This window comes from Shewanella sp. 4t3-1-2LB, assembly GCF_017368415.1.
Classification (GTDB): domain Bacteria; phylum Pseudomonadota; class Gammaproteobacteria; order Enterobacterales; family Shewanellaceae; genus Shewanella; species Shewanella fodinae.
Genome location: NZ_JAFNJD010000057.1, coordinates 1 through 20,548 on the forward strand (window position 1 = coordinate 1; position 20,548 = coordinate 20,548).

Below are 20,548 nucleotides of genomic sequence, written 5' to 3' on the forward strand. Positions count from 1 at the left end.
GTGATGCAACCAGAGCCAATGCTCTAATACGGAAGTGACTGCTCGTTTGCGCATAAATCACATTGAGTTGAGACAACTCAAGCGGAAATGCACCGTGAGCTTGATAGTCTTGAGCATACAGTTCATCACGAATAGCAAGACTCAACTGGCGATAAGAAGCGAAGCTGTTACATTCCGTGACCCGCAGAAGATAACTCTCTAACGTTTCGTCAAAAAACGCCAGTTGCTCTGGTGAAAATAGAAAAGACACTCATATCGCCTAAATAACGAACAATTGGTATAACCTATCGTATTTGAGCATATTTTCAACATAAATAGTCTAAATAATACCCACCTCACAATAAAATGCATCAAGCAATTATTACTCAAACAAGACTATTTTTATGGCAAAATACTCTTCAATTAGCACTAGAAAAGAAAGGTTGTACTAGCTGAACACTACGCTTCAATTTACTGTGTGATTCATAGGGATCGTTTCAATCTTCTCAGCTCTAATTCAAGCCTGTAGTTTTGTTCTTGAAGGGGTTCTTTTGCTGGCTCATAAAGCTCCTGAACCTCTTCAGAATAAGGCGTTTGCTCACCCAGCTATACCTAATTGTTCTGTTGTATCACTCGGTGTAAGTATTTCGCTGAGGCATACCCCTGTTGAATGTAATCAAGACTGATCCACGCCGGTTTCGCCCTCCCATAAATTTATGACTGATAAACTCTGATCCATTTTTTGATGCTAGTAAATTAAGGTGTTTACCGTCCTAAGCACTGTAAAGCCCTCGGCGTCTCATGTACCTTCCAACCCATGAACACTCAGAAATTCACCCAGTCACGGCTGGTGTACAGAGTTTTGTATATAGACGATTCTGTCATTTTTTACGATTTTTTTACGCCTAAGGAGAAAACATACCTAGATACTTTATGCTTAACACTCATACCATCCCCTATATGGGGATAGTAGTTTAAATTGGCAAATGCAAAAAAATTCAAGATTTATTACAATCTTACATTTGTGTAGCTTTTTAATATTACTTTACAGTCTTTCGATGATTGTTCCTTTCTTGATCGGATTTATTTATCAGGAAAGCTCCTATATTCCGTTCTTATTCACATTTTTCTTATCGTTTTCTATAGGTGCTGCTGGCTGGAAAGCAACAAGCCAGAGTGATAAAACCTTGCAGGCTCGTGATGGGTTTATAGTCGTGGTTTTATTCTGGGTGATATTCTCTGCCATCAGCACTATGCCATTTTATATCGATAGTCGACTTGAAATGTCGTTTACCGATGCCTTATTTGAAGGCATTTCTGGTATTACCACTACAGGCGCTTCCGTATTAGATAATATTGATAACCTACCTAAGTCTATCCTGTATTACCGTGCCCAATTAAATTTCCTTGGGGGATTAGGTATTATTGTTCTAGCGGTTGCAGTGATGCCTTTTCTGGGTATTGGAGGAGCCAAACTATATCAGTCTGAAATGCCCGGCCCTATGAAGGAAGAAAAACTGACACCACGTCTTGCAGATACAGCAAGAAATCTTTGGGTGATCTATTCGGGATTAGCGTTATGTTGCTGTGTCTCATATTATTTGGCAGGTATGAATTGGTTTGACGCCTTATGCCATAGCTTATCGACCGTCTCTTTAGGTGGATTCTCTACTCACGGAAACAGTTTGGGCTTTTATAATAACCCCGCCATTGAATTAGTTGGTGGTGTGTATTCTATTCTTGCGGCTGTCAACTTCACTTTATATTATATTGCTATCAGCCAGCGTAATATTAATGCTATTTTTTCAAATTCTGAATTTCGCTTTTTCTTTCTTGCGCTATCTCTGGTTATAAGTGGGACATGCATAGAATTGTATAGAACTGATACATTCTCAGCTTATGGTGCCCTTGTGCACGGATTTTTTCAGGCGGCCTCTATTATGACAGATAATGGTTTGGGAGCCGGAGATTATCCTTCATGGCCAGCACATATTGTATTATTATTACTCGGAGCAAGTTATTTTGGCGGTTGTGTTGGTTCGACATGTGGTGGCATCAAAGCGATGAGATTTCTATTACTCTATCGTCAAGGTAATCGTGAAGTTAATCAGCTCATTCACCCAAATGGAATATTTCTGACAAAAGTTTCGGGACAATCAGTTTCTGACAGAGTGATGCAATCGGTATGGAGTTTGTTTTTCTTTTACATTTTTTTTGCTTGTTTGTTTGTGTGGGGATTAATGGTAATTGGACATGATTTTACAACGGCGTTTGGTACTGTCGCTGCGTGTATCAACAATATGGGAGTCGGTTATGGTGATACTGCATCAGGATTTGGCACACTGAAAGATCCTGCAAAATGGCTCATGTGTATGGCAATGTTGTTTGGACGTCTGGAGATATTTCCAATATTAGTTGTTTTTTCACGCTCATTTTGGCGTTATTAGATGTGAGGGTAAAAGGAGTTATTCGCCCACACATTACTCTTTCATTTATGTGGAAAATTGAATATTAATGGGATAATTTTCACCGTATTTTAACTGAATCGCCCTACTTCACTAGACGACTTTTAGCCTCATTAAAATACTGACATTCATACTCTAACGGCGATAGCCCATTATTGGAATGTACTAAATAACTACAAATTGTGAATCACTGAATCGCCACACCTTGCCAAGAATCTTTCCATATTCTGAAAAATAGCTGGTTAGCAGCAAAGAGCTGTGGAACCTGCACACACAACATTATTAAACATGGATGTGTAGTAAACTTAGGAAGTTATTTAGTTCAATCGTCTGTCTGAAGTTGCAATCGATATCCCACACCAGCTTCTGTGCGAATGTAAAAAGGTTCTGCTGGTGAATCTCCTAATTTCTGACGCAAATGGCTCACCACAATCCTGAGATAATGGCTGTCTTCTCGATGCTGTGGCCCCCATATTTCATTCAGTAATTGGGTTTGAGTAATAACGCAGTTGGGTGACAGTGCAAGTTTAGCCAACACAGCATATTCTTTAGGTGTTAGATCTATTTTTTCACCTGCCAGAGTGACCCAACGTTTTCCAAGATCAATATGCAGATGCCCATCATCTAATATCGCTGGAGATCCCGTCTTGATATGATCGCGGACATTGGCTCTCACTCTCGCGAGAAATTCTTCGATGCTGAAGGGCTTTGTAACGTAATCTTGGGCTCCGGCGTCTAAGGCTAAAACTTTCTCTTTATCAGCACTACGTACTGATAGCACGATGACCGGAACCTTGGACCAGGTCCTTAATTCATTTAGCACTGCGTGACCGTCCATATCAGGTAGTCCCAAATCCAGAATGACAAGTTCCGGTTGCTGACGGGCAATGGCTGCTAGGCCTGCCTCTCCATTTTCTGCCTCTATTACATCATATCCTTCACTTTTTAAGGCTATACGTAACATGCGTCGGATAGGTGATTCATCATCTACAATGACAATTTTCATATTAGGTGTTTAATTCCTCGTTAGCAGAAGACATTGTGGGGAGAGTATCTATCGGTAGCTCCACACAAAAACGAGTACCTTTGTGATTGGCCCCCTCCAATGCCTTAACACTACCACCATGTGCACCAATCATTCCTCGACAGATAGCCAATCCCATACCCGTGTTATGTTTCTTCTTATCTCCGTCAGCAATAACGAAAAACATATCAAAGATTTTTTCTCGAAGATTTTCTGGGATCCCCGGTCCTTGGTCTTCAATGATAATAGTGCAGTGTTTATCAATATTCTCAATGGTCACATCTATCTTTTCGTTGATAGGGGTATACCGCGCTGCATTCTCCATAATGTTGAAGAGAGCCTGCTCAATTAATGCCGCATGCACATATAATACAGGCGAAGAATCTGGGAAATGAGTTACTGCTTTAACACTAGGATGATAACGTTTCAATCGGTTCAACGCACTACCCACAATGTCAGCAATTGACACCCAATCTCGCTCAATCTTGAGTGTGCCGTACCCCAGTCGAGTCATATCCAATAGATTCTGAATATAGCTGTCTAAGCGATGACTCTCCTGCAAAATAGTCTCCATTAACTCTTGCCTATCTTGACGATCCAGTTGCTGGTCGAGTAGTTGTAGACTTTCAGCTGCCCCCATCATTGCAGCAAGAGGTGACTTAAGATCATGAGATACGGAAGATAGTAATGCTGACCGCAATTGTTCCACTTCGGTTTTCACGCGGGCAGCTTCCAATTCTCTGACCAATTGCGTTCTTCGCCAAGTATCAGCACCTTGGCTAAGAATTGAAGTAATCAATGCCTTATCTCCAGGAGGAAGCATTGAAGCCGATAGCGGAAATTTTATTGCAGCACAAGCAATACTGCGCTCATCTTTACTGATTGGGAAAAAAGTCCATGCGGAAGCAGTTAGTGTGTCACTAAAGCGTCCCGCTCGTTTGTGGTTCCGACAAGACCAGTCCATAGCCGCGAGATCTACCCGATTGAATGGATTGGCATGGCTAGGCCAAGACTTGAATTCACGATTGGTAGGCACTATCACGCAATCCACTGGCATCGATTCTGAGATAACTTTATGTACTGCTTTCCAGATATCTTCTGGATCTTCGGCGATTGACAGTTCTTGCCCCAGTAGTCGCATCGACTCAGAGTAGCGGTTAGCATCGTGTAACAAAATAAACTGTCGCCGGATCCGTGAGGCGGCTGGTCCACATGCCAGAGCAATTACCAGTAAAAAAAATAAGGTAGCGAGTTCATCATGACGTGTTACATGAAAGGTATAACGTGGTTCCGTAAGAAAAAAGTTAAAACTCAAAAACGCAAAAACTGAAGCTATAATTGCTGACTTCCAGCCATGTTGAAGTGCAACAATTACAACAGCTAGTACATATACAAGCACCAATGTCGTATTGACGACAACCAATTCTAGAGGTATTGCAATCATTGTTGCAATCATCACAGCCAATAATGCAAACATCTGCGATTTCCAGTTTCCCCAAAAGGAAAACCTAATAGGCTCAACATCGACAAGATTATGGATACGGCTGTTTATGGGTAAAGGAATTACACAGACTTCTAGAGGTAAACCTGATTCAATCAACCGTTGATACAAGCGTTTCCGCCAGAAACGTAAATAACGTCTAGTTCCGGCTCCTACCAGAACGGTGTTAATTCGATGCTCTTGGATGAACGGTAAAATAGTATGGTAGGTGTTTGACCCGTGTAACGTTTCAGTTTCTGCACCCAATTCATGTGCTAAAGAAAATGCGGATTGTAACCTCAATGATGCCTGATTGCTGGCCACTCGCCCGGTATCGACCCACACCACACTCCAGGGAATTCGGCGTCGATCTGCAATTTGGCGAGCGATGCGGATCAGATACTCATGATCGCTATTTTGACTAATTAGCACCAAAAGTTTCTCTTGAATTGTGAAGGCTCTACCTTTGGCATCTGCATGCAACTCTGAGGTTAGTCGTGCATCTACGCGTTCCATCACCTCGCGCATGGCTAGTTCCCGCAATGCTGTGAGGTTAGTTATAGAAAAGAATGAATCTAGCGCTGAACGAGCATACTCCGGAAGATATACTTTACCCTGTTGAAGACGTTCAATTAGAGCAGCCGGAGGGAGATCAATGAAAAGGATTTCATGTGCGTTATCCACAAAATCATCCGGCACAGTCTCGTGTACATGAACCCCGGTAATTTGTAAAACCAAGTCATTTAAACTAGTTAGGTGTTGGATATTAACTGTAGTATAGACGTCAATACCTGCATCGAGCAGCTCAATTATATCCTGATATCGGCGTTTATGACGGCTACCAGGAACATTGGTGTGCGCTAGTTCATCCACCAGTATTAGCTTAGGGTGCCGCGCTAGTGCACCGTCTAGATCGAACTCTTTCAGAATCATATCATGGTAATTGACAACGGTTCTGGGCAGTATCTCCATCTTATCCAGCATGGCTTCCGTAGCGTTTCTTCCATGAGTTTCAACTAGTCCAACAACCGTTTCGACACCTTCAAGCAAGCGTTCTTTGGCAGCGTTAAGCATGGCGTAAGTTTTACCAACTCCTGGCGCGGCGCCAAGAAAAACAGTAAGCCGCCCACACTTCTGATCCTTGATGCGTCGCAACAAAGCTTCAGCTTGATTTGTTTGCTTATTCATTTGTCACTGTTTCCGCTTTTGGTATGACCGACGCGATTATCAACGATATTACAGGAGATTCTACCGTCCGAATACCGAGTGTCGCACCTCACTTAGAGACTGCGAGAAACTGATAATACAAAGCGTTCTGCGCAAACGTTATTGTCACAAGTATCAGTGATACCAGCTGTATTGATGTAGGAGAGAACAAATCTCAACTTGTTCCATTCGGTGCTAAAGCTGATGCACCAGTCCACATAATCATCACCGAGGCTATTATCCTGATAGTCTGTTAAGCCATAATGTGCGGTGAATATGATATTTTTTGGCAGTGGTACGTCGATACCAAGATCCCAGTAAAATGCCTTGTCCGCGCCAAAGTAATCGGGGCTGTAGTGCAGGTTCAGGGTAGTGGAAACCACACTGGTCTCGTAGCCAGCACCTAGATGGAATTCATCGGTATTATTCACATTGGCCTTGGTGCCCGGATATTGGTAGCGCAAGTAGCCTATTTCAAGGGACAGGGCGTCAAAATTGCCCGCCCAGCCCCCATAAATGTCTGTTTCCATGTTCGCACCGTTGTAATTAACCGGGGCCGACGGATCACTTTCCACATTGGACGCCCAGACACCAGCATATAATCCGTTGTCATAAGCAACATCGAATCCGCCCTGAATGGCTGGATCTCCTTCAGTCTGGCTGAAGCCCCGAAACACATAGTCACTGGTTAACGCCACGTTGCCACTGACGTCAGCCAGTGTGGACCCACAATCCAGAGTGACAGCGATAGCAATGTAAGTACGAATTTTATGCCTGTTGAACAAGTTCATCGAAAAAGCTCTCTTGTCAGCATCTATTTGATTTATTGCTGCGCATCCAGCGCCAGATTCAGTTCCAGCACATTGACACGTGGCTGGCCAAACAGCCCCCATTGCGGCCCTTGGGTGTGTTGTTTAATCACCGCACGAACAGTTGCCACCGGTATGCCTCGGGCCGCTGCGACTCTGGGAGCCTGAAGCTCGGCTGCCTCCGGGGAGATATGCGGGTCCAGACCAGCGCCGGAAGCGGCCACCAGATCCACCGGAACGGCATTCGCATTGACACCATCCTTAGCCTGAATCCATTCACTGTCACGACGCACCCGTTCTCTTAGTTCGGGGTTGCTGGGCGCCATATTGCTACCAGCCGTGGCGGTAGGATCGTAGTCGGCGGAGCTGGGGCGACCATAAAAATATTGGGTACTCTCAAAGGGTTGGCCGACCAAGCTGGAGCCGATAGTCTGCCCGTTGCGTTCAATCAGACTACCGGTGGCTTGGTGGGGGAACAGAAGCCCACCTAAAAAGGTGGCAACACTAGTGTAAATCAGGCCACAGAGCACTAGAAAAACCACCGTGGCACGCAGCGCTGTCAACAGTTGGCTCGGTATTGATGGGGTACGGAAATAATCATTAGCCATGGAATTTTCCTCCAATCAATGGCAATTAAAACAGGGTTACACGACGACACTTAGCAGCAAGTCAATCCCCTTGATCGCGACAAAAGGTAAAATGACGCCCCCCAGCCCGTAGACGAGCATGTTATTGCGCAGCAGTTGTTCTGCCTTCATGGGGCGCAGTTTTACACCACGCAAGGCCAGTGGGATCAGGGCGGGAATGATCAAGGCATTAAAGATCAAGGCTGACAGTACCGCGCTTACCGGGCTGTGAAGCCCCATAAAGTCCAGCGCGGCAATGGCCGGAAGTGCGCCAGCAAATACGGCGGGTATGATGGCGAAGTATTTGGCAACATCATTGGCCAGAGAAAAGGTCGTCAGAGCCCCTCGAGTGATAAGCAATTGCTTGCCTACTTCCACCATTGCCAGCAACTTGGCCGGATCGGAATCCAGATCCACCATATTGCCCGCTTCCCTCGCTGCTTGGGTGCCGGAATTCATCGCCAGCCCGACGTCCGCTTGTGCCAGTGCTGGGGCATCATTGGTGCCGTCACCCACCATGGCCACCAAGCGTCCTCCGGCTTGTTCTTTCCGAATGAGAGCAAGCTTATCCTCTGGTTTAGCCTCGGCAATAAAGTCATCCACGCCAGCTTCTGCTGCAATAACTCCCGCAGTGATCGGGTTGTCGCCTGTGACCATGACAGTGCGTACTCCGAGCGCTCGTAAGCGGGCAAAGCGTTCCGCGACCCCAGGTTTGATTACATCAGTTAAGGCAATCACCCCGAGAATCTGATTGCTGCTCGCCACTACTAATGGGGTGCCACCGTTTCGGGCCACGTCCTTAACCAGCGCGCTCAGACTATTGGGAACACGAATATGGTGTGCTTCAGCCCACGCCTGAATTGTGTCGCTGGCTCCTTTGACATAGATTGTGCCGTCGGCGAGACTAATACCGGACAATCGGGTTTCTGCTGAAAAGGGAATATAGTCAGCGTTGGAGGGGCGCTCAGGTACTTTATAGCCCCCGCTGTCCGCCAATGCTAATACGGATTTTCCTTCAGGAGTTGGGTCTTCATAGGAGGTGAGTACGGCGGCAGAAACAAGATCTTCCACGATGGTATTCCCAACAGGGAGAAAACGTGTCGCCTGTCGGTCGCCAAAGGTGATGGTGCCGGTTTTATCGAGCAGCAGAGTATCAATGTCCCCTGCCACTTCCACAGCCTTGCCGGACTTGGCCACCACATTGGCCGCCAGCGCCCGGTTCATCCCAGCGATCCCGATAGCGGGCAACAGGCCGCCGATGGTGGTGGGGATGAGGCATACCAGCAGCGCAATCAACATAGTGTAATCCAGACCTGCTCCCATAAAACTAGCCATGGGAGGCAAGGTAATGACCACCAGGATAAAGACCATGGTCAAGGCTGCGAGCAGGACGGTCAGGGCTGTTTCATTAGGAGTTTTCTGACGTTTGGCACCTTCCACTAGGCCAATCATACGATCCAGGAAACTGTGACCAGGGTCGGCGGTCACCACGAATTCAATTTCGCCCGTCAGCAGTTTAGTGCCGCCAATCACGCCGCAGCGATCACCTCCTGCTTCCCGCAGAACCGCCGCCGACTCTCCGGTCACGGCCGATTCATTGATAGTAGCAACACCTTTGACAATTTCGCCATCGGCGGGAATGTGCTCACCCTGACTGACGCGGATCCTATCGCCCTTACGCAACTGATCGGCGTCAACCTCTTCGTCGCAGTCTTTAATCAAACGGTGGGCTTTTAGTGCCCGCTTGGCCGAGCGCAGGCTGGCCGCCTGACCACGGCCCCGTGCCTCCGCGACAGATTCGGCAAAATTGGCGAACCACACTGTGAATAACAACAATAGAGTGGTCGTCAGTTCAAACCCGAAGGATCGTCCGGCAAACAAGTGCTGCAAGGTAAAAAAGGCGGTAATGAATGTTCCGATTAGGACCACGAACATCACCGGGTTGCTGGCAGCGGTTTGTGGATTCAGCTTTTTAAAGGCCAGCTTGGCCGCCGTGCCCATGATCTGTTTTTCTAAAAGGTTCAGGGGTAGTTTTGTCATGAGATTACTCCCGACTAGCAATCGCGGTGGATAGCTCGAGACCTTCACCAATAGGCCCCAGAACCGCCGACGGCAAAAATGAGAGGAAATTGAGGATCAGGATGACAGCTACTAGGGTCACGCCAAAAGTTATGCTCTCCAAGCGCAAGGTGCTGTTCGATTCTGGTGCCACTCGCTTGCTGGAAAGCCAGCCAGCTATCATCAACGGTAATACCAACGGTAGGTAGCGGCCGAGAATCAGCGCGAATACACAGGTCAAGTTCCACCAAATCGTATCGTCGCCCAGGCCCTCAAAGCCGGAACCATTGTTGGCAAATGCAGATGTGTACTCATAAAACACTTGGGAAATACCATGGAAACCAGGATTACTGTTTTGGGCAAGTCCTGGCACACCCACTGTGATAGCCGTAAGGGCCAAGATCACCAGCGTAGGCAGAACAATCAGGCTGCCCAACACAGTGATTTCTCGGGTTTCGATCTTACGACCGAAGATCTCCGGCGTGCGACCGATCATCAGACCGGACAGGAACACCGTGATCCAGACATACACTAGAAAGTTGACAAAACCGCAGCCAACACCGCCCCAAATCGCGTTGATCAGCATTCCTGCCCGCGTCATTAAGCCGCCGATGGGATTGAACGAATCATGCATGGCATTGACTGAGCCGTTCGAGGTCTGGGTGGTCAATGTGCCCCAGAGCGCCGATAGCTCCGGACCGAAGCGGACCTCCTTACCCTCCATGTTCGGCCCGGTTGCGCTGAGGCCCACAAACGCGGCGTTCGGTTGCAATTCGCTGTAAACAGTCGCACCGATAAAGGCGATGCTCATTACCCCCATCACTGCCAGCGACATCACCGCAAAGCGACGTCGGCCCAGCAGGAAACCAGCCATAAACACGCAGCTCATGGGAAACAACACGATGGAGACCGTTTCGATGGCATTGCTAACAGGGGTAGGATTTTCCAGTGGATTGCTACTGTTAGGACCGTACCAGCCACCACCGTTGGTACCCAATTGCTTAATGGCTACCATTGGAGCGACAGGACCTACCGGAATAGTTTGTTGGTGCATTTTCACTGCAGGGTCAAGAGTCTGGCTCACCTGTGCACCTTCATAGGTGCTAGGCACGCCCTGCCAGGTCAACAGTAAAGAGACCGCCAGAGCGGCTGGTAGCATGATGCGTACAATACCGCGCACTAGATCTACGTAATAATTGCCCAGATCCCGCAGCTCACCTTCTTTGGCGGATTCTTTGTTTTTGCCTCCCATCATGCCCCGCAAAATGGCCACACAAACAGCTAGGGCGGTGGTCGGCGTTACCACTTGTAAAGTTACAATCAGAAATCCCTGTGACAGGTAGCTTAATTGCGCCTGCCCTGAATAGTGCTGTTGATTGGTATTGGTAAGGAAGGACACAGCCGTATGCAATGCTAGGTCCCAGGACAGCGGACCAATATTGTCCGGATTCATGGGCAGCACGTGCTGGAACTGAAGAATCAGATAGGCAGCGATTCCCAGCAGCACATTGCTAAAGAGAAACGCCCAGGCATAGCCTTTCCAGGTCATACCTTGAGTGGAATTAGCCCCGATCAGCCAGTAGATAACGCCTTCAACAGGGCTAAATACTCGGTCACTGATATGGGGCCGGCCAGAAAAGACCCCTGCCATATATCGCCCTAGGGGCCATGCTAAGCCTAGTGCCAACATAAAGATCAATGTAATCTCTAACATAACCTCACCTTAAAATGCATCGGGGCAGAGCATTACCGCTCCGAGGTAGATGATCAGTGCTAGCGACACCAATAGCAGCAGAATAGTCATAAGAAAGAACTCCACGTTTTGACGGTGGGTTCACGATAAGAAAAGGCAGGGTAAAATCTCTAGATTCAATCAGATAATATGTGTAAATTTTTTGTATATTTTTCTAACGCTCAAGTGAACGCTTAAGATCGTTTTCATTTTCGAGAGGTGCTAGATAGGGAATTCTGCGTTCTGTGCATGCCGAAATATACACAGCCGTGACGGTTATCCTTCTTTATTTAAATGTCTGAAGGTCGTCAGCATAGAAGTCAGCACGGGAAACGTTAACCTCAATAATTACGCTAACGCCATTTCTAACGCCAATGGCATCGGGCAATTATCCTGTACCTGTTATAGCCTGAAATTGATCGTCAAATGCCACAGGAAATCCATTGTTTCTGAAAAATTGAACGACCTTGATAGACATGTTCATTACTCCTGCTCTGACTGTACCTAAAGTTTGATACAGCGACGCTAGATAGGAGGTGCGTCCATCACATCAAAGCCTCCCTTAAACTTCGTCATGAACATTGACGAAAAAACAAGCATTGGCCGATAAGCTGCTAGGAGGCTATGTGTGTTTCTTTCTTAGTAGATTACTGAGATGCCATCATCGCATATATCTTAAGACACGGTATTTGTAAGAGTGATAAAAAATGCATTCAACTACCGAAATCTTCGTTTTCGGGATGATTACCATGTCAGCTTATGGTTTTAACAACAATTCAAAATGACTTTGCAAATAAGTCTTTCATATCTTCATAACGGCTGATGATAAATCCCTTACGACCATCTTTTATCAAATAGCCATTTCTTATAAAGTTATTCAGCAGTGAAGACGCGGTTTGGCGCGTTGTGCCGATTAACAATGAAATGTCTTCTATGCTTAAATCGCATTTAAATCCTAATCCACGTTCGCTCCATATGCCGGAGTTTTCACCCCAAGACAATATGAATTCCAGCATTCGGTGCCGTGCATCATGAAATATCAAGCCTTCGACAATATCTAAAGTGCTCCCTAATACTTCACCTAAAATCCCGGTCATAATCATAGCGACTTCGGGGAATTCAATAACCTTTTCTCTAAAATGCTTTGCTGACAACAGCATCAACGTTGATTCTTTGGTGGCGCCGAGAAAGGCTCGCGTGTGAGTGCTGAAAATATCTCCAGGCTCTAAAAAGCACAGTGTGAATTCTCGGTCTTCATAAGATAAATACACTCTCATTCGACCAGAGAGCACGATGAAAACATCGTTACAAGTGGTGCCGGGAATACTCACCAACTGCCCTTTGGCATATTGTTTACAACGAAAGTCATTTAAAAAACCCTCATACTTTGGGTCTTTAAGCTTTTCAATCATGTTGATACTGGACATTCGCATCTTTGATTGCATGTCATATCTCCCACGATATGTTTTCTAGAAAGCGCGGTATGAAGGACAAAGCGGCGTTAAGCGCTACATGAGCCAGTGACACTTCATCACATCATAACCTTGCCAACCAACTTGTCGTGTAACATTAACGCTCGGTGCAAGAGATACAAGGATCAATGCTGTTAACAATGAGTGGTACGTCCGACACTTTTTGCCTTTGCATCATGATGTGTAACGCGTCCCAATTAGGGTAGCTAGGAACCCGCCATTTCAACCGTTGTGGTTTATCGCTGCCATCAGTTTTCAGATAGTAAATGAGCTCGCCGCGCGGCGCTTCCGACTTCGCTATCGCTTCGCCTGCGGGGATGACGGGCATGCCAGTAATGGCGGTTGGGCCATCGGGTAGCCGCTGCAAACACTGTTCAAGCAGTGCCAGTGCCACTTCCACTTCGTCTAAGCGTACCATTGCCCGCGACCAGACATCACCATCGGTGCGTGTTTGGGTGGCGAAATCCAATTGACTGTAGATGGCATAGGGTGCTTTCTCTCGCACATCATATCGGATGCCAGACGCTCTAGCGACAGGCCCTATCAGGCCGTAATCTAATGCGGCGGCGTTGGACAACACTCCAACTCCTTTGGTACGCATGGTAACAAGGCTATTGCTGTTATAGATCGCTTTAATTTCCTTTACAGGTTCTCTGATACGTTTTATCTCACCCAGCAGGTACTTGACCTGTTCAGCGTCGACGTTGTACTTAACGCCACCGATGCAGTTCGCGCCCAAATCCATACGATTGCCATAGATGGTTTCTTTTACATCTTGCATGATTTCGCGGGTTTCCAGCACATGCATAAACAGCGAATCAAACCCGATAATGTGCGCCATAATGCCGACGTTGAAGAGGTTGGATGCCACCCGTTTCACTTCGTCGGCGATGACACGCAAATATTGGCCGCGCTCAGGTACTTCAATGCCTGCGATGTCCTCAAGCGCCATACAAAATGTGGTGGGATGACTATTTGAGCAAAGCGAACAGAGACGTTCAGTGAGGGTAATGTTCTGGTAGAAGTTGCGTTTCATTGCCAGATATTCCAAGCCGCGATGTACATGCCCGGCGGTAATGTCGAGGCCAACAATCGTTTCGCCATCGACTTCTACTTTAAAATACATGGGTTCTTCCAATGCCACATGCAAAGGACCTACCGGCACTTTAAAGGTTGTCATTATGCTTCCTCCCTCTTGTCCATGATGTGTTCCCATAGGGTTTTGGTACTGGCGGCATTCACCATTGCTGAATAGGGAACAAAGCGTTGCAGCACAGCGGGATCGATCGACTCATCAATAAATAACCTTCTTGGGTTGGGATGGCCGATAACGGTAATGTCGTAGAGCTCCATAAATTCACGTTCGTGCCAATCTGCATTGCGAAATATTGGCGTCAGTGAATCGATCTCTTTTACTTGCCCACGCAGCTGTATGGTGGCGGTTAAGGTGGTGCCATCAATATCAAAATGGTACGCCACTTCATGATCGTCAGTGGGCTGAGAGGATTTTTGCTGATACGCGGTAATGGTGCTTAGACGTCCGTGCAAGGCTTTCACCATTTGTGCTACGGGTAAAATATCTCGGCTCTGCTGCAGGGTGCACCACAGCGCCAGCACACCCTTATTATTGCGATGATGCTTGAGGCAATAATCGCCCTGCAATTGTGCTTTTAATAGGCTGTCAATTTGCTGGATGATATCGGTCATAGTGATGTTCCTTTGCTCAACAATTTCGCCGACAACTGACGTCGGCAGTCTGGGCACATCTGGCTCATACGTTCGATCATTTGGTTGCTACCACGGTAAGCAATGGCCGTTAATTGACGACTGGTGGGTAACATGCGTTTATGGCACTCACAACATTCGATCATCGCCACCGTGCCGATTTCGGTCATGGTGTATTTATCTTGTTGGCGGTGTGCCAGATGCCAGTCTTCGGTCAAGTGAATCGCTTGCGGAACGCAGTAGTGTTCGCACATGCCGCAAAATGTGCAGCTGTTATGCCACAGGGTAAACTCAAGGCCTTTTGCCGATTCAGTGAAGCGAATAGCGCCCGCGGCACAGACGTGTTCACACATGCGGCAACCACTGCACGCAGTTGGATCAAAGCGCACCCGTGCTCTTAATCCCTTAGGTGTAAATGTGTCACCAAAGGGAAAGGGATCCGTCGCTGGCCCTTTTTGCAAGTTTTTCAATAAAACGCGCAACATCTTCATATTTTTCCCCTACAGGCGTTGCTTCCAGATTTCTATTGCCAAGGCAATGCCCTCAATAATCGCCTGCGGTCTAGGTGGACAGCCGGGAATATTCACATCAACTTTCATGTACTTATCAATTGGCCCTTCGATGGCATAGCTGTCGCGGAATACACCGCCAGAGATAGGGCAAATGCCAACGGCAACCGTGATTTTCGGTTCCGGGATCTCCTGATACACCTGCAACACTTTCTCTTTTACACGCGCGGTTAACGGCCCGGTAATTAACACAATGTCCGCATGTTTTGGTGTGCCGCAGTACTGACAGCCCAAGCGTTCCACGTCATAGCGTGGGATCAGGGCGGTGGTCGCCAACTCAACATCGCAGCCATTGCAAGAACCCGCATTGATGCGGTACAGCCACGGAGAACGCACAGCGATTTTGGATAACAGACTCATTGTTAGTCCTCTTTAGCCTTTGAAAATAACCAGTAATAACCCCAGTACGCCGAGTGCTTCTGGCCATTTGAAATAGAACAGAAAAGCCTGATCAATACGCATGCGGCCAATGGCGGCGCGTAACAGACTTTTGGCGAGCAGGAAAAATACGCTACATTTGAGCAGATAACTGAGCAGCGCCAACACACCGGTAAGATCGCCCGGCATAAACAGCACTATGCCTAGTGTTAACACCACCATGGTTTTCATGGTCGACATGATTTTGAATAGCGCCAATGCTGGCCCTGAGTACTCACACAACGGGCCTTCTAGCACTTCGGACTCAGCTTCAGGAATATCAAACGGTGAAATACCCAAGTTGGCAGGGATCACACTGAGATAGGTGAGCACTAACGGCCACATCCAGGGATCAAACAGGAAGGCGCCATGTGCCTGCTGATAGTGCACAATGTCCATCAATGAAAAGCTGATCAGTTGTCCTTGCGCCAAGCCGGTTTTCATTGCCACACCGACCAGCACTAGCAGTAACGGCCCTTCATAGGCAAGCATAAGCGCCATCTCGCGGGAAAATCCGATGGCGCCCAGTGTCGAACCTGACGCAGAACCCGCCAACATAATCACCACTGCGGGCACCGTGAGCAGATACAGCAGCACGATCAAATCCCCTAGCTGTGCTGACGGGGTATAACAGCCGACGATAGGCAGCAAGGCCACCGCCAGCAACATGCTGCAGGCACCCACTAACGGCAAGGCTAAATACAGGGTTTTAGGCGCGCCATGGGGGATCATGCTCTGTTTCGACATCAATTTCACAATGTCAAAAAAGGGCTGCAGCAGTGGCGGTCCGACCCGTCGTTGTAGCCGCGCCACAAATATGCGATCAGCCCCTTTAAGCAGCAAACCCAATAACAACATGGCGGCGGCCAGCGGAAACAAGCTTAACGGTGCCAATACAGCATGCAGATCTAACGCAGTTGATACATCAGTCATCATCGTGTCCTTAAGCCGGTTTCTTCTGGAACAACACAGTGCGGATCAGTTTCTCTGGAGCTTCATACAGACCAGAGGCTTTGACATGGCGCTCATCACTGCTCAGATCGGTCACGCCGCAGCTGTGCACATGGATATCCACTTGCTTAGGATTACTGAGCCGATAGAACCACCAACCGCAAAGACTCAGCAGCGACAACATCAGTGTTAGTGTCAATGGATGCCAACCACCGCTGCTCGGCAGGCCACCCAGCCAGCTCACGTCGATGCTGCCAAGGCCGCTCACGGCAATAATGTTGGCTATCGGTACCAGTAGCAGCCCGGGGAATATCCCGACCAACACACTGGCAAAGGCCAGCACGAACATCGGCAGTAGCATCGACAGTGGCGCCTCTTTGACATGTTCCGTGGCGGCGGTGGGTTGCCCCATAAATGCCACGTGGGCGAATTTCAGCACCGCCGCTAAGGTAAACAGGCTAGAAATCAGCGCACTCATGCCCAGTAGGTAATGTCCGGATTGAAACGCCGCTTGGTAGATCAACCACTTGGAAGCAAAGCCATTGAGTGGTGGGATCCCAGACAGCGATAACCCGGCGAACAGGAACAAGCCAAAGGTGTAAGGCATCTTGCGACCTAAGCCACCTAATTTGTCCAAGCTCTCAACATGCAGCTGAGCTAAGATGCAGCCTGCCGCTAAAAACAGAATATTCTTCAACATCATGTGATTAACGAAGTGCATCAAACCGCCAGCGATACCCAATGAGGACGATAGCGAAATCCCCAGCAGCACATAGGCAAGCTGACTGACCGTGCTATAGATCAGTAGCCGCTTGATCCCCGTTTGGATCAACGCCATTGCACCGGCATACAACAATGTGATGGCCGCACTAATGGCACTGACATAGAGCAAGGTGGACATGCCGGTACTGCTATCCAAACGACCGAATACCGCCATGCCACCGAGCACGGTAAACAATTTAAGCACACCCCAAGGGCCACTTTTCAACAATACCGCCGAGATATAACCACTCACTGGTGTCGGCGCTGTGGGTGGATGCATCTGGAAATCAATTTTGAACGGTAGCTGTGCCGCCTTCATCAGCAACCCCAGCAATGCTAATCCGAGTCCTGCGGCTAACGTTGGCAACGGCATGCTCAAGGCTGCCTGTTGGATCTGGGCAAAGTCGAAGGAACCCGCCGCTACCGATAACACCACCACACCGAGGAATAGACAGCTGGCACCAACAAAGTTGAACATAAAGTACTTGAAGCCTTCATTGAGTGAATCCTCGGTCTCCTCGTGAATGATCACAAAGTAGAGGGTCCAACTACTCATGATCTCCCAGAAGGCGAAGAAATTGAATAGGTTGTGACTGGCGGTAACTCCTAATAAGCCGCCAATCATCAAGACAAAGAAAAAGAAAAAGCGGTTTTGTGCATGACCATGCTGCATATAACCGATGGAGTACATCAGATTCAACACACCAACAGCCGCGATCAGCAGCGCAAACCAGAATGACAGCACATCGTAACGGCCAGCATCAAACAGCACCGCGGCTAACGCCAGCGCCATGACCATCACCGCAGTAATACCAGCACGGCGACTGTTCGCTTTACCGATGAAATACACCAGCACTGCGCCAATCCCCGCCAGCAAACTCGCCGGCGACCATTCCATCACAATCTGCGGTATGGCGATAGGCGTGATGCCACCGCGACTGGCAAACAACTCGGCCACTGGCTGTGCCAAATGGAGAGACAATTGCGGAAATACCCCGCCCAGCACCACTAACCCGGCCAATAGCACCAACGCTAATAACATCGGCGTTGGGGCTTCGGCGATCTCTGGACCGGTATAACGTTCAAAAAAGACCACGCGCAAGATACGTACGTAATACACAGCGCCAATCACGCTGCCCAGCAAAATGGCAATCGCCAATGGCAGCTGTCCCGCCTGCACCACCGCATAAACCATCATAAATTTGCTAAAGAAACCGCTGAATGGCGGTAACCCCATGATGGATAAAAGACCGATGGCAAAGCAGGTAAAGGTCACTGGCATCTTGCGACCAATGCCTTTTAAATCGCTAAGTGTTTTACTTTTGCCTCGATAAATAATGGCGCCAGCCGCTAAAAACAGCAGACTTTTAAAGATGGCATGATTCATCACATGCATCATCGAGCCCATGGTCGCCAAATAAGTGCCAACACCTAATACCGCGGCGATCTCACCGACTTGCGCCAAGGTTGAGTAGGCAAGCATCCGCTTAAGATTGGTTTCGTTCAGCGCTTTTATTTCGCCATAAAGTAAGGTGATAACGCCCAACAACGACACAATGAAACTCGCCGAATAGCCGCCAACAGCGCTGGTCATATTCGCCAAACTGCCCGCACCGAAGATAACGAACATCACTTTGGCGAGACCATAGACTCCGGCTTTCGTCAAAATCGATGACATAGGCGCGGAGATGGAGGACGGTGCCACAGGATGAGCATCCGGCAACCAACTGTGCATCGGCACCAACCCTGTTTTCACCCCTAACCCGATGATGAAACTGATTAATACAGTCCAGGCGATGGCGGGCGACAACTGTTGAATGCTCGCGGCGATGACACTCATCTCAAAGCTGCCCAATTGGGCATGCAGCACCAAAATACCGAAATGCATGATGTAAGCGCCGGAGGCACACATCAGAAAATACTTTTTTCCGGCTTTGAGTGCGGCGGGTGTCTGTTCATGAATAACGAGGAAATAGGAGGTCCAAGTCATCAACTCCCAGAACAGATAGAAATTGCCAAAATCGGCAGCGCTGGCGACACCTAGTAACGACCCTGTCATCAAGAACAGGAAAAAGTAATAGCGATTAGCATTAGGATCGTGCTTGATATAGGCGCGTGAATAAATCACCACCACCAAAGCTATCAAGGCAAACACCAACCCAAACAGGTAAGAGATGCCATCTAGGCCAGACACCGTCGCCGCCATAACGAGTGTTACACCAGCAATCACTAACGCCAAAGCATCGCGCCAACGCGCTGAGAAGTAGCCCACGCCATACAGGATGAAACCGCCGATATAGGGAACGAGTACTAACCAGTGCCAAGGTGAATCGAATTGCGGCACTTGCACCTCAGTGCTGGCGGTGACCAGTGATAGTGCGAAATGCAAAAACGGTTCAGGATCCAGACTCATGAAAATGGTCATTGCGGTCAACGCATAAATCACGCCGCGCACCATCGCGGCCTTAGGGGGCGTAACGAGCGTCACGTTCTCTTCTGCGTTGGGCTGTTCGAGGCATACGCGCTGGATAATAATGAGGTAGTAAACCGCAGCAATAATACTGGCGAAGGTGCCGATTAATGCCAGTGTCCATTGGCCTTGTTCCACGGCAGCGTAAAGAATAAGGAATTTACTGTAAGCGCCTTTGAATGGTGATAAGCCCATCACCGAGAACAAGCCAAAACCAAATAATGTCGCTAACAATGGCTGCCTTTTACCACTACCGGCGAGCTGTTGCAGACTGTCGCTACCGCGACTGCGAATCAAATACCACGCGGAGATGAACACCAGCAGACGCATCACCATTTGAAAACACAAATGGAGAATAGCGCCCGCTTCTGCCGCTTCATTCGCTAGCCCAAAACCTAGTAATGCATATCCCAATTCAGCAATGGTCGAGAATAACAATACCTTTTTGAGATGCTGAACATTCCTTAATGCCCAGAGCTCTCCCAGAAGCAACAATAATGCTCCGGCCCAGGCTAAAGTCGATGTGTCAAACATGCTATTTCCCGTTGATTTATGTCGGAAGACAATGTGATTGTTAACGAGAAATTAAAGGAGTGCTTGCCACTCTTCTGTCGGCTTAATGACATTAGCCAGTGAGTTTTTACAGCAAACTTGCTCTATCTCATATAAATAGAAACTTTGTGACAACACAGCAAATTATTTTCAGATAAAGTAATTGAATATTATTTTCAATTACTCAGCATCAATATAAATCCAATAAAAGATTAATCGAGATTTAAAATTATTTTCTTATAAAGAATCTT

At 47.8% G+C, this 20,548-nt stretch carries 14 protein-coding genes and 2 pseudogenes; 1 reads left to right on the top strand and 15 read right to left on the bottom strand.

Annotated elements, in window-relative coordinates:
• Positions 1-250: pseudogene (locus J3L11_RS17115) on the bottom strand (hypothetical protein); the annotation flags it as partial.
• Between the two features lie 212 nt (positions 251-462).
• Positions 463-585: pseudogene (locus J3L11_RS19405) on the bottom strand (IS481 family transposase); the annotation flags it as partial.
• Positions 586-965: 380 nt separating this feature from the next.
• On the opposite strand from J3L11_RS19405, the gene J3L11_RS17120 reads away from it, so the two are divergent.
• Positions 966-2,426 (top strand): TrkH family potassium uptake protein, encoded by a 1,461-nt coding sequence (locus J3L11_RS17120; RefSeq protein ID WP_207571753.1) that lies wholly within the window; start codon positions 966-968, stop codon positions 2,424-2,426.
• Positions 2,427-2,766: 340 nt separating this feature from the next.
• On the opposite strand, the gene J3L11_RS17125 is transcribed toward J3L11_RS17120, so the two are convergent.
• The 13 genes from J3L11_RS17125 to J3L11_RS17190 form a co-directional block, all read right to left on the bottom strand.
• Positions 2,767-3,450 carry a response regulator gene (locus J3L11_RS17125; RefSeq protein ID WP_207571754.1) on the bottom strand — a complete coding sequence of 228 codons (684 nt, stop codon included), beginning with the start codon at positions 3,448-3,450 and terminating at the stop codon, positions 2,767-2,769.
• A 1-nt stretch (position 3,451) separates the two neighbouring features.
• Positions 3,452-6,136 (bottom strand): sensor histidine kinase KdpD, encoded by a 2,685-nt coding sequence (locus J3L11_RS17130; RefSeq protein WP_207571755.1) that lies wholly within the window; start codon positions 6,134-6,136, stop codon positions 3,452-3,454.
• A gap of 92 nt (positions 6,137-6,228) precedes the next feature.
• The gene (locus tag J3L11_RS17135) at positions 6,229-6,945 is read right to left on the bottom strand and encodes a TorF family putative porin (RefSeq protein WP_207571756.1); all 717 of its coding nucleotides are present in this window, start codon (positions 6,943-6,945) and stop codon (positions 6,229-6,231) included.
• A 32-nt stretch (positions 6,946-6,977) separates the two neighbouring features.
• Complete coding sequence (gene kdpC, locus J3L11_RS17140; protein ID WP_207571757.1) at positions 6,978-7,571, bottom strand: potassium-transporting ATPase subunit KdpC; 594 nt, start codon at positions 7,569-7,571, stop codon at positions 6,978-6,980.
• A gap of 36 nt (positions 7,572-7,607) precedes the next feature.
• Positions 7,608-9,629: a potassium-transporting ATPase subunit KdpB gene (gene kdpB, locus J3L11_RS17145; RefSeq protein ID WP_207571758.1), complete on the bottom strand. Its 2,022-nt coding sequence runs from the start codon at positions 9,627-9,629 to the stop codon at positions 7,608-7,610.
• A 4-nt stretch (positions 9,630-9,633) separates the two neighbouring features.
• Positions 9,634-11,361, bottom strand: a complete 1,728-nt coding sequence (gene kdpA, locus J3L11_RS17150; protein ID WP_207571759.1) for a potassium-transporting ATPase subunit KdpA — start codon at positions 11,359-11,361, stop codon at positions 9,634-9,636.
• 794 nt (positions 11,362-12,155) lie between these two features.
• A complete protein-coding gene (locus J3L11_RS17160) occupies positions 12,156-12,824 on the bottom strand; it encodes a Crp/Fnr family transcriptional regulator (RefSeq protein ID WP_133040579.1) in 669 nt (222 codons plus the stop codon).
• 124 nt (positions 12,825-12,948) lie between these two features.
• Positions 12,949-14,031 (bottom strand): nickel-dependent hydrogenase large subunit, encoded by a 1,083-nt coding sequence (locus J3L11_RS17165; protein ID WP_207571760.1) that lies wholly within the window; start codon positions 14,029-14,031, stop codon positions 12,949-12,951.
• A complete protein-coding gene (locus tag J3L11_RS17170) occupies positions 14,031-14,558 on the bottom strand; it encodes an NADH-quinone oxidoreductase subunit C (protein ID WP_133040581.1) in 528 nt (175 codons plus the stop codon). Before J3L11_RS17170 ends, J3L11_RS17165 begins: the two co-directional genes overlap by 1 nt.
• Positions 14,555-15,067 carry a 4Fe-4S dicluster domain-containing protein gene (locus tag J3L11_RS17175; protein WP_207571761.1) on the bottom strand — a complete coding sequence of 171 codons (513 nt, stop codon included), beginning with the start codon at positions 15,065-15,067 and terminating at the stop codon, positions 14,555-14,557. Before J3L11_RS17175 ends, J3L11_RS17170 begins: the two co-directional genes overlap by 4 nt.
• Before the next feature lie 9 nt (positions 15,068-15,076).
• Positions 15,077-15,505: a hypothetical protein gene (locus J3L11_RS17180; protein WP_207571762.1), complete on the bottom strand. Its 429-nt coding sequence runs from the start codon at positions 15,503-15,505 to the stop codon at positions 15,077-15,079.
• A 12-nt stretch (positions 15,506-15,517) separates the two neighbouring features.
• Positions 15,518-16,498: a complex I subunit 1 family protein gene (locus tag J3L11_RS17185; protein ID WP_207571763.1), complete on the bottom strand. Its 981-nt coding sequence runs from the start codon at positions 16,496-16,498 to the stop codon at positions 15,518-15,520.
• Between the two features lie 7 nt (positions 16,499-16,505).
• Positions 16,506-20,279: a proton-conducting transporter membrane subunit gene (locus J3L11_RS17190; protein ID WP_207571764.1), complete on the bottom strand. Its 3,774-nt coding sequence runs from the start codon at positions 20,277-20,279 to the stop codon at positions 16,506-16,508.
• Positions 20,280-20,548: the final 269 nt, after the last annotated feature.

Bases quoted from the DNA above. Each gene is read 5' to 3' on its own strand.
- J3L11_RS17120 (WP_207571753.1), top strand. From the start codon at position 966: ATGCAAAAAAATTCAAGATTTATTACAATCTTACATTTGTGTAGCTTT.
- J3L11_RS17125 (WP_207571754.1), bottom strand. From the start codon at position 3,450: ATGAAAATTGTCATTGTAGATGATGAATCACCTATCCGACGCATGTTA.
- J3L11_RS17130 (WP_207571755.1), bottom strand. From the start codon at position 6,136: ATGAATAAGCAAACAAATCAAGCTGAAGCTTTGTTGCGACGCATCAAG.
- J3L11_RS17135 (WP_207571756.1), bottom strand. From the start codon at position 6,945: ATGAACTTGTTCAACAGGCATAAAATTCGTACTTACATTGCTATCGCT.
- kdpC (WP_207571757.1), bottom strand. From the start codon at position 7,571: ATGGCTAATGATTATTTCCGTACCCCATCAATACCGAGCCAACTGTTG.
- kdpB (WP_207571758.1), bottom strand. From the start codon at position 9,629: ATGACAAAACTACCCCTGAACCTTTTAGAAAAACAGATCATGGGCACG.
- kdpA (WP_207571759.1), bottom strand. From the start codon at position 11,361: ATGTTAGAGATTACATTGATCTTTATGTTGGCACTAGGCTTAGCATGG.
- J3L11_RS17160 (WP_133040579.1), bottom strand. From the start codon at position 12,824: ATGCAATCAAAGATGCGAATGTCCAGTATCAACATGATTGAAAAGCTT.
- J3L11_RS17165 (WP_207571760.1), bottom strand. From the start codon at position 14,031: ATGACAACCTTTAAAGTGCCGGTAGGTCCTTTGCATGTGGCATTGGAA.
- J3L11_RS17170 (WP_133040581.1), bottom strand. From the start codon at position 14,558: ATGACCGATATCATCCAGCAAATTGACAGCCTATTAAAAGCACAATTG.
- J3L11_RS17175 (WP_207571761.1), bottom strand. From the start codon at position 15,067: ATGAAGATGTTGCGCGTTTTATTGAAAAACTTGCAAAAAGGGCCAGCG.
- J3L11_RS17180 (WP_207571762.1), bottom strand. From the start codon at position 15,505: ATGAGTCTGTTATCCAAAATCGCTGTGCGTTCTCCGTGGCTGTACCGC.
- J3L11_RS17185 (WP_207571763.1), bottom strand. From the start codon at position 16,498: ATGATGACTGATGTATCAACTGCGTTAGATCTGCATGCTGTATTGGCA.
- J3L11_RS17190 (WP_207571764.1), bottom strand. From the start codon at position 20,279: ATGTTTGACACATCGACTTTAGCCTGGGCCGGAGCATTATTGTTGCTT.